The organism is Natrinema versiforme JCM 10478, assembly GCF_000337195.1.
In the GTDB taxonomy this organism is placed as follows: domain Archaea; phylum Halobacteriota; class Halobacteria; order Halobacteriales; family Natrialbaceae; genus Natrinema; species Natrinema versiforme.
On sequence record NZ_AOID01000010.1, the window covers coordinates 1 to 8,635 of the forward strand.

An 8,635-nucleotide genomic window follows, 5' to 3' on the forward strand; every position below is an offset into this window, starting at 1 on the left:
GTCCCAGACAGCCCGAGAGTCCGGCGAGGCCTGCAGCGCCAGCGCCCGCGAGAACGGTTCGTCGATTCATTTCCTGAGAAATGGCGGTTCAGTTGGTAAGTGTTTGTTGGAACGACGACCGTCTGTCAGTCCGGAAGAAAACGACCGCGCCCGTGACTCGATCGTCCGCACAGACTGGGTTCGGGACTCGGGATGGCCGGTCCCGAATCAGGGCCAACTCCCGGCTTCCGCGAAGGCGTCGGCGACCCGCTGGATCGCGACGACGTAGGCCGCGGTTCGTGGGTTCTCGAGGTCGTGTGTCTCGTAGGTCTCGACGAGGGCGTCGAAGGCGTCGACGATGACCGTCTCGAGTTCCTCGTTGACTCGCTCTTCGGCCCAGGAGAAGCGCTGGCGGTTCTGGACCCACTCGAAGTACGAGACGGTGACGCCGCCGGCGTTCGCGAGGATGTCCGGAATGACGAAGACGTCTTTCTCCTCGAGGACCTCGTCGGCCTTCGGGGTAAGCGGCCCGTTCGCGGCTTCGACGATGATATCCGCGGCGACATCCTCGGCGAGGTCGGCGTCGATCGCGTTCTCGAGCGCGGCCGGGATCAGCAGGTCGACATCGAGGGTCAGGACCTCCTCGTTCGTGAGTTCCGCGTCGCTTTCCTCGTAGCCGACGACGCTGCCGGTCTCGTTTTTGTGATCCTTGGCCGCGACCGGGTCGAACCCGTCAGCGTTGTAGATACCGCCGCTCGAGTCGCTTGCGGCGACGACGGTCGCGCCCATCTCGTCGATCAGTTTGGCGGCGATCCAGCCGGCATTGCCGTATCCCTGTACGGCGACGGTCGCGTTCTCGATATCTTTGTCGAGGTAGTCGAAGGCCTCGCGCGCGGCGATGACGGTCGAGCGACCGGTCGCCTCGACGCGGCCCTCGCTTCCGCCGGAGTCGAGCGCCTTGCCCGTGATAACCCCCGGCTCGGTCGTGTTCTCGAGGGACTCGTAGGTGTCTTTGATCCAGTTCATCTCCCGCTGGCCCGTGTTCACGTCGGGAGCGGGAACGTCCCGGTCCTCCCCGATCAGCGGGCGGAGTTCTTTGGCGAACGAGCGGGTGAGCCGCTCGAGTTCCGCTTCGGAGTAGTCGTCCGGATCGACCGCGATCCCGCCTTTGCCGCCGCCGAGGGGAATGTCGACGATCGCGGTTTTGTACGTCATCCAGCCCGAGAGCGCCTTGACCTCGTCGCGGGAGACCTGCGGGTGATAGCGGATACCCCCCTTGTAGGGACCGCGGTCGCCGTTGAACTGCGAGCGGAAGGCCGTAAACCGCTCGAGGTCGCCGTCGTCGCGTTCGACCGTGAGATTGGTCTCGAGCACTCGCTCGGGGTGTTTAAGCCGCTCGATCACGTCGTCGCCGACGTCGAGGTACGCCGCAGCGTCGTCGATCTGCGACTGCAGGCTTTCGAACGGGTTGATATCATCGCTCATACGCAGTTGGTTCCGGCGACCGAGGGATAAGCGTAGCGAATATCTATCACGGAACGTGCTACTCGTCCAGTTCAATCGCTGAAATACCCTTTTTATTGGCCGTTCGGTCAGGTTTCCTCGGCGGCCTCGGCTCGCTCGACGATCCGTTTGGCGCGGGCGATCAGCGGCGCGTCGATCATCTCGCCGTCGACCGCGAACACGCCCCGTCCCGCGGCGTCGGCCTCGCGTTTGGCCTCGAGGACGCGGGTCGCCCACTCGCGGTCCGCGGCCGAGGGCGTAAACGCCTCGTTGATCGGTCCGACCTGCGCGGGGTGGATCGCCAGTTTGCCGTCGTACCCCAACTGGATCGCGAAGTCGGTATCCTCGCGCAGTGCAGCCTCGTCCTCGAAGTCCGAGACGATGGTGTCGATCGCGGTGCACTCGTTGGCCGCCGCGGCGAGCACGACGCGTTCCCGCGCGTAGAGCACTTCAGTTCCCTCCATAGTCCGAGTCGCCCCGATGTCCGCCGAGAGGTCTTCCGCGCCGAACACCAGCGCGTCGGTCGCGGGCACGGCCGCGATCTCGGGAGCAGCGAGGACGCCGGCGGCGCTCTCGATCAGCGCGAAAACGGGCGGAGACGCGTCGTACCGCTCGAGTTCGTCGACGAGCGCGCGGACGTCGTCGGGCGAGCCGACTTTCGGCAGCATGACGCTCTCGAGAGCGCCGTCGGGCCCGGCTTCGAACAGAGCCTCGAGGTCGGCTGCTCGAGTCTCGGCGGTCGCGTTGACCCGCACGCAGACCTCACACTCGGGATCGAAGTCGGGATCGGTCAGCACATCCCGAACGGCCTCGCGGGCCTCTGGTTTTCGCTGGGGGGAGACGGCGTCCTCGAGGTCGAAGACGACCACGTCCGCGCCGGAGTCGGGCGCTTTCCGGCACATTTCGGGTCGATCACCGGGCGTGAACAGCACGCTTCTGCGGACCATACTGTTATCTCGGTTGTCCAGGGTCAAAGGCGTCGGTGTGGCGGCGCGTTTCGTCGGAGTGGCGACCGCTCGAGTGCTCTCGTCTCGACGGTTCAGTGACGGACACCCCTCGTGCAGAGTGAAAGTCGGGTGACGGACGTGTAGGGCCGTGGGGGTGGGCACCGAGAGACTGGCCGATGGCTGTCGGCTCGAGAATCGTTCCCACCCCTCGTGCAGAGTGAAACAATCGGCCGCAGTTTCGGGTGGGTTTCACTCTGCACGAGGGGCAGTCGGACGGAAAACTGACGGTGAGGGGACCCACACCCCCTATTCAGAGTGAAAACCGGTCCGAATGGAGATGGGGTGTGGGTGGTGGCAGGAGATCGTGAACTGATCCGACGATTCAGTGTCGGAGAGACGGATTATTCGATAGTCGAACCGACCGGTAGACGGACTCGCGTGTCCGATCTCTCACTGAAAGCGAGCAGTTGGGCTACAGATCGAGCGGGAATCGCCTAACGAGATAACACAAATAATATACCGACTAACAGGAGAGGGAGAAACGAATCGTATGCCCGCAATCGCACTCGGATTTGTCGTCTATCTCGTCCTCCAAGGAGTTATCGCACGGTTCGTTTACCGCGAAGCCGCGGTCCATAACCGCCGTTTTCCGCTCATCATCGCGATTGCCACGTTCGTCTTCAGTGTCGCCGCTATCTTTCTCGTAGAAAGCATCCTTCTGGTGTTGCTGGTCCAAGCAGTTGCGATCGCGCTGTATCGCCTCGGAGCCGCTCGAGATCGACCCACGACTCCACGGTAAAGAGTAACGCCGCGATGTGCCGGATATTTCCGTCCGACCGGGTTCATCTCGCACCTGCTCGTCTCGTCTCTCCTTCACCTCGTGCCCTTCCCTACACTTTCAGTCTGAACAAGGGGTGTTCGCCGCCCCCGGCGCGAGTTCAGTCTGCATCCGGCCGACTGGGGAGATAACTGCGTATTTGGCCGATACATCCGTTATAATAGCTCTATCCGCTGCTTATCAGTCTGAACTACCTTCCATAGATTTATAAAGACAGTCTTCCAGAACGAAACCATGGCTGAGCAGACGGGTGGGGACCCGCTCTTCGAATCTCACGACCCCATCTTTAATCGGAAGGAACTCCTCCACGTCGGTCACGTCCCCGATGAGGACCGGATCGTCGGCCGTGACGACGAGATCCAATCCGTCGCGGCCGAGGTCGGTGCGATCACGCGCGGCGACCCGCCGAACAACGTGATGCTCTACGGCAAGACGGGAACCGGCAAGAGTCTCATTTCCCGTCACGTCGCGACTCGAGCCCAAGACGCCGCGCGGAGCAACGACATTGACTGCGGCGTGCTCTACGTCGACTGTTCCGAGGCGAACACGGAAACCCGAACGACGCGCCAGTTGGCGCTCAGTTTGAAAGAACAGACCGACTACCAACAGAACATCCCGCTCCGTGGCGTCGGGACGATGGAGTACTACCAGCACATCTGGCGCATTCTCGAGGCGTGTTTCGACGCGGTCATCGTCATCTTAGACGAGATCGACAAACTGGACAACAGCAACATCCTGATGCAGCTCTCCCGCGCTCGCGAAGCCCGGAAAACCGACGCGTACATCGGCGTGATCGGGATCAGCAACAAGGTCCAGTATCGGGAGACCCTCGACGAACGGATCGACAGCAGCTTCGGCCACCGCGAGCTGTTCTTCCATCCCTACGACGCCTCCCAGCTCCGGGAGATCATGCGCAATCGCGAGGACGCGTTCCAGCCCGACGTGCTCGAGGGCGGCACGATCGAACTCTGTGCGGCCCTCGCGGCGAAGAAACACGGGGACGCGCGAAAAGCGATCGAGATCCTCAAGGAAGCCGGCGAACTCGCCCGCCGGACCGGCAGCGAAACGGTCTCAGAGGATCACATCCAGCAGGCACAGGAGGTCGCCGAGATCAACCGCATCGAGGAACTCACCAGCGGCGCGACCGTCCACGCGAAACTCGCGCTGTACGCCCTCGCAAGCCGCATCATTACGGGCGATCGGGAGACCTACAAGACTCGAGAGGTCTATGAGCGCTACGTCGGGATCTGCGAGCTGGTCGCTAACGATCCGATCACTGAGAACGGACTCTACCGCCAACTCAAGGAACAGGCGTTCCTCGGCGTCATCGAGTCCGAAAAGACCGGCGGCGGTCGGTCGCAGGGTAGTTACCTCCTGCACCGTCTCGTCACCGATCCGAAACACATCGTCAAGGCCGTCCGCCGCGATTCATCGCTCGAGGAACTGCCGACCTACGACCACCTCCGCGAGCGCGACTCGTCGACGGCCGACCGCGATGTCGACCTCGAGTCGTTTTCGTGAGACGACCACTGGATCGGGAATCCGTTCGTGCCGACCAACCCACCCCGCCCGCTCGAGGCGCGTTTTCAGTCTGAACGAGGGGTGGGGGACCCCGGTAGCGGTCTGGACACCGCTCGCGTCGACCGTCGAAAAGAATCGGAGTCCGCGTTACACTGCTTCGACGAGGTCGGATCGGCGTCGCGATCGGCGGTCGACGACCGAGCCGCAGTCGGTACAGACGAGCAATCGCTCGTCTCCGGCCGTCATCGTCTCCCAGTCGCCGGTGATCGGACTCTCGTGGCCACAGTCCGGGCAGAAGAGGACGGTCTTTCGCTGCGCTGGCGGCGGGTGTGAATCGTCGTGTTGGGTCTGCGTTGACATTGCCGTTTCTAGGAATTCGAGGAGTATAGGGGTTGTGTGGTACGAACGACCGTGACGGTCCGACTCGTCCTTTAGTTGGCAGCCCTGCGTACTAAGCGGTTCGTCGTGGTCGGTTCCCGCGTGTCCATCGAGAGTACGAATCCGGCGACGGGAGACGTGGTCGATAGTTTCGAGGAGACATCGACCGAGGAGCGAGACGAACACCTAGCGCAGGCGAGCGAAACCTTCGAGGAGTGGCGCGACACGCCGATCCAGACCCGCCAGCGGCTCCTCTCGAGGGCGGCCGAGGTCCTCCGGGACAACGCGGACGACTACGCCCACCTGATGACCAAGGAGATGGGGAAACCCATCGGACAGGCTTACGACGAGGTCGAGAAGTGCGCGTGGGCCTGTGACTACTACGCCGAATACGCTGCCGAACAGCTACAGGACGAAGTTATCGCGAGCGATGAGAGCGCCCGCACGGTCGTCGCCTATCAACCGATCGGCCCGGTACTCGCCATCATGCCGTGGAACTTCCCATTTTGGCAGGTGTTTCGGTTCGCCGCCCCCAACCTCGCCGCGGGCAACGTCGGCCTGTTGAAACACGCCTCGAACGTCCCCGGCTGTGCGCGGGCCATCGAGGACGTCTTCGAACAGGCGGGCTTTCCTGATGGTGCCTTCACCTCGCTGCTAATCAGCTCCGACGAGATCGATTCTGTCATCGAGGACGACCGCGTCCGGGCCGTCACCATCACCGGCAGCGACGGGGCGGGCCGAGCGGTCGCCGAAACCGCCGGGAGCCAACTCAAGAAGAACGTCCTCGAGTTAGGCGGGAGCGACCCGTTCGTCGTGCTCGAGGACGCGCCCATGGAGCAGACGGTCGAGACGGCGGTGCAGGCTCGGCTCATCAACAACGGTCAGTCCTGTATCGCGGCCAAGCGGTTCATCGTGGTCGACGACATCTACGACGAGTTCGTCGATCGGTTCGTCGACGAGATGGCGGCCCAGACCGTCGGCGATCCGATGGACGACGACACCGATATCGGGCCACAGGCCCGCGACGATCTGATGGACGACCTCCACGAGCAGGTCGAAGAGACCGTCGAACAGGGCGGCGAGCTCGAGCTCGGCGGCGAGCCGATGGACCGCGACGGCGCGTTCTACCCGCCGACGGTACTCACGGACGTGCCGGAAAACGCACCCGCGGATCAGGAGGAACTGTTCGGCCCGGTCGCGACGGTCTTCCGGGTCCCGGACGAAGCGGCCGCAATCGAGAAGGCAAACGACACCCGCTTCGGCCTCGGCGCGAGCGTCTGGACCGACGACCTCGAGCGCGGCGAGCGGGTCGCCCGCCAGTTCGAGTCCGGATTGGCCTTCGTCAACGAACTCGTCAAGTCCGACCCGCGCCTGCCCTTCGGGGGTGTGAAAGATTCGGGCTACGGCCGCGAACTCTCCCGACACGGGATTCGGGAGTTCGTGAACACGAAGACCATCTGGGTCCAGCAGGACGCCGGCGAAGAGACCGACATGGTCGAATAACGTCGCGATCGCTCGGATCGGGGACATCGAGTTGCGGGCCAGTCTCCGGCACAGATCACGAGCCCGGGACGACGCCACGCTTTTGTAGGATCTGCGTGATTTCGAACGCATGACGGGACTGTACTACGAGGAGTTCTCGGTCGGCGAGACCATCGACCACGAGCGCCGGCGGACGATCTCCGAGAGCGACAACCAGCGCTTCTGCGATATGACGATGAACCAGCAACCCCTCCACCTCGACGGGGAGTTCGCAGCCGACACCGAGTTCGGCCAGCGGGTGGTCAACGGCCTCTACACGATGTCGCTGGCCGTCGGGGTCTCGATTCCAGAGACGACCGACGGGACGATCGTCGCGAATCTCTCCTACGACGGCGTCGAGCACCCGAACCCGGTCTTCCACGGCGATACGATCCGCGCCCGGTCGACGGTTACGGACAAGCGCGAGACCAGCGACGGCGAGCGCGGGATCGTCACTATGCACGTCGAAGCGTTCAAATCGAACGATCCGGACGAACCGCTCGTCTGCGAGTTCGACAGGACGGTGCTCTCGCTGAAACGCGAGCACGCGACCAGCGACCACACGGACGATGGAAACGCGGGCGACGAGCACGCGAACGAAGGGGGTGCATGATCGCGATGAGCACCGAATCCGAAGCATCCGGCGCTGCAGGCCCCGACGCTACGGACCTCGAGTGGCTCTCGCTGGATGACGACGAGGCAGTCGTCTGGGCCGGTGGTCCGGATCGGCGGACGCTCATTCCAGCGTTTGCGATCGGGATCCCGCTGGCGATCGTCCTGATCGGCGTCGTCATCATCGTCAGCGAGTACCTCCGCGTGACGAACACCCACTACGTCGTGACGAACCGCGCGCTGTACAAGAAGACCGGCGTGCTCTCGCGGGATGTCAAGCGAATCGAACACGAGAAGGTCCAGGACATCTCCTACAGCCAGAGCGCGCTGGGCACGCACTTCGGCTACGGGTCCGTCGAAGTCAGCACCGCCGGCGGATCCGGCGTCGAGATGGCGTTCAAGTCGGTCCCCGATCCGAAGGCCGTCCAGCAGCGGATCAGCGAGCGGATCAAACGCGAGCGCGGCGAGTCCGCGGACGACCGCACGAAGGACGACGTGCTCGAGGAAATCCTCACCGAACTCCGAGCGATTCGAACAGCCGTCGAAGACGGGACGGCCGCTCGATCCTCCGGCGAGAACCGATCTGCGACCCAACGAGCCGACGACCGCCAGTCCTATGAGTATGACGAGGACCAGTCGATCTGAAGCCGGCGGGTCGGCCAGGGGTGGAGACGAGACGACACCGACCGCCGATCCGTCCGCGTCGGCTCCCTCGTGGTTCCCGCTCGAGGACGGCGATCGGATCCGTTGGCAGGCCGGCCCGCGAATCCAGACCGTCCTCCCGTGGGCCGCGCTCGCGCTCGTCGGCGCGGTCGCCCTGCTGGCCGCGGTCGTCGTCGACGCGCTCCCGATCGTCGCCCTCGCTGGCCTGCCGATCGTCCTCGCGCCGGCGCTGTGGCAGTACGCACGCGTCTCGCGCACGGCGTTCGTCGTTACGGAAACGGTCGCCGCCACGCGACACGGCGTCCTCGGGCGGACCGTCCGAATCGTCTCCCTCGAGCGGATCCAGAACACGACCGTCGAGCAGGACCCGATCGGCCGGGCCGTCGGCTACGGTACCGTCACGATCGAGACCGCCGGCGGCTCGGGACTCGCGTTCTGGAACGTCGAGGAGCCGGGCGCAATTCGCGACCGACTCGAGGCCGAACGCGAGCGTCTGACCGGCCGCGAGATTCCGGGCCGGCGCGACCAGTGGGAAGCGGTCCTCGCCGAAGTCCGGGAGTGGCGACGGGGCCTCGAGCGAAACCCTTGACATCCTCCCCGCCCTGAAGGGCGAGGATTCCTCTCGTTGGAGTCTCAGTCGTCCTGAGTTTCCACGGAGGCAACATTCCCACTC

Annotated in this window: 10 protein-coding genes; 6 read left to right on the plus strand and 4 right to left on the minus strand. The window is 64.0% G+C overall.

Translation table 11 applies throughout. The annotated features are described in order from the left end of the window. From C489_RS22995 to C489_RS02545, 3 genes are all read right to left on the minus strand, one after another. Positions 1–82, minus strand: an 82-nt coding sequence (locus C489_RS22995; RefSeq protein WP_394296297.1) for a twin-arginine translocation signal domain-containing protein, incomplete at its 3' end; no start/stop codon positions are given. Between the two features lie 125 nt (positions 83–207). Next, positions 208–1,464 carry a Glu/Leu/Phe/Val family dehydrogenase gene (locus C489_RS02540; RefSeq protein WP_006429558.1) on the minus strand — a complete coding sequence of 419 codons (1,257 nt, stop codon included), beginning with the start codon at positions 1,462–1,464 and terminating at the stop codon, positions 208–210. Positions 1,465–1,571: 107 nt separating this feature from the next. Then, positions 1,572–2,429 (minus strand): HpcH/HpaI aldolase/citrate lyase family protein, encoded by an 858-nt coding sequence (locus tag C489_RS02545; RefSeq protein ID WP_006429559.1) that lies wholly within the window; start codon positions 2,427–2,429, stop codon positions 1,572–1,574. A gap of 550 nt (positions 2,430–2,979) precedes the next feature. On the opposite strand from C489_RS02545, the gene C489_RS02550 reads away from it, so the two are divergent. Together C489_RS02550 and C489_RS02555 are read left to right on the plus strand one after the other, a co-directional pair. Next, positions 2,980–3,228, plus strand: a complete 249-nt coding sequence (locus C489_RS02550) for a hypothetical protein (RefSeq protein ID WP_006429560.1) — start codon at positions 2,980–2,982, stop codon at positions 3,226–3,228. A gap of 273 nt (positions 3,229–3,501) precedes the next feature. Continuing rightward, entirely contained in the window at positions 3,502–4,788 is a 1,287-nt protein-coding gene (locus C489_RS02555; protein WP_006429561.1) for a Cdc6/Cdc18 family protein, read from the plus strand. 147 nt (positions 4,789–4,935) lie between these two features. Here C489_RS02555 and C489_RS02560 read toward each other — a convergent pair whose 3' ends face one another. Next, positions 4,936–5,148, minus strand: a complete 213-nt coding sequence (locus tag C489_RS02560) for a hypothetical protein (protein ID WP_006429562.1) — start codon at positions 5,146–5,148, stop codon at positions 4,936–4,938. Positions 5,149–5,268: 120 nt separating this feature from the next. Between C489_RS02560 and C489_RS02565 the strand changes: the two genes are divergently transcribed. The 4 genes from C489_RS02565 (at position 5,269) to C489_RS02580 (ending at position 8,551) form a co-directional block, all read left to right on the plus strand. Beyond that, positions 5,269–6,669 (plus strand): NAD-dependent succinate-semialdehyde dehydrogenase, encoded by a 1,401-nt coding sequence (locus C489_RS02565; RefSeq protein ID WP_006429563.1) that lies wholly within the window; start codon positions 5,269–5,271, stop codon positions 6,667–6,669. A 109-nt stretch (positions 6,670–6,778) separates the two neighbouring features. Further along, the gene (locus tag C489_RS02570; RefSeq protein WP_006429564.1) at positions 6,779–7,300 is read left to right on the plus strand and encodes a MaoC family dehydratase; all 522 of its coding nucleotides are present in this window, start codon (positions 6,779–6,781) and stop codon (positions 7,298–7,300) included. Then, entirely contained in the window at positions 7,297–7,944 is a 648-nt protein-coding gene (locus C489_RS02575; protein ID WP_006429565.1) for a PH domain-containing protein, read from the plus strand. Before C489_RS02570 ends, C489_RS02575 begins: the two co-directional genes overlap by 4 nt. Continuing rightward, entirely contained in the window at positions 7,916–8,551 is a 636-nt protein-coding gene (locus C489_RS02580; protein WP_239642024.1) for a PH domain-containing protein, read from the plus strand. Before C489_RS02575 ends, C489_RS02580 begins: the two co-directional genes overlap by 29 nt. The last annotated feature ends 84 nt before the right edge of the window (positions 8,552–8,635 follow it).

Bases quoted from the DNA above. Each gene is read 5' to 3' on its own strand.
- C489_RS02540 (WP_006429558.1), bottom strand. From the start codon at position 1,464: ATGAGCGATGATATCAACCCGTTCGAAAGCCTGCAGTCGCAGATCGAC.
- C489_RS02545 (WP_006429559.1), bottom strand. From the start codon at position 2,429: ATGGTCCGCAGAAGCGTGCTGTTCACGCCCGGTGATCGACCCGAAATG.
- C489_RS02550 (WP_006429560.1), top strand. From the start codon at position 2,980: ATGCCCGCAATCGCACTCGGATTTGTCGTCTATCTCGTCCTCCAAGGA.
- C489_RS02555 (WP_006429561.1), top strand. From the start codon at position 3,502: ATGGCTGAGCAGACGGGTGGGGACCCGCTCTTCGAATCTCACGACCCC.
- C489_RS02560 (WP_006429562.1), bottom strand. From the start codon at position 5,148: ATGTCAACGCAGACCCAACACGACGATTCACACCCGCCGCCAGCGCAG.
- C489_RS02570 (WP_006429564.1), top strand. From the start codon at position 6,779: ATGACGGGACTGTACTACGAGGAGTTCTCGGTCGGCGAGACCATCGAC.
- C489_RS02575 (WP_006429565.1), top strand. From the start codon at position 7,297: ATGATCGCGATGAGCACCGAATCCGAAGCATCCGGCGCTGCAGGCCCC.
- C489_RS02580 (WP_239642024.1), top strand. From the start codon at position 7,916: ATGAGTATGACGAGGACCAGTCGATCTGAAGCCGGCGGGTCGGCCAGG.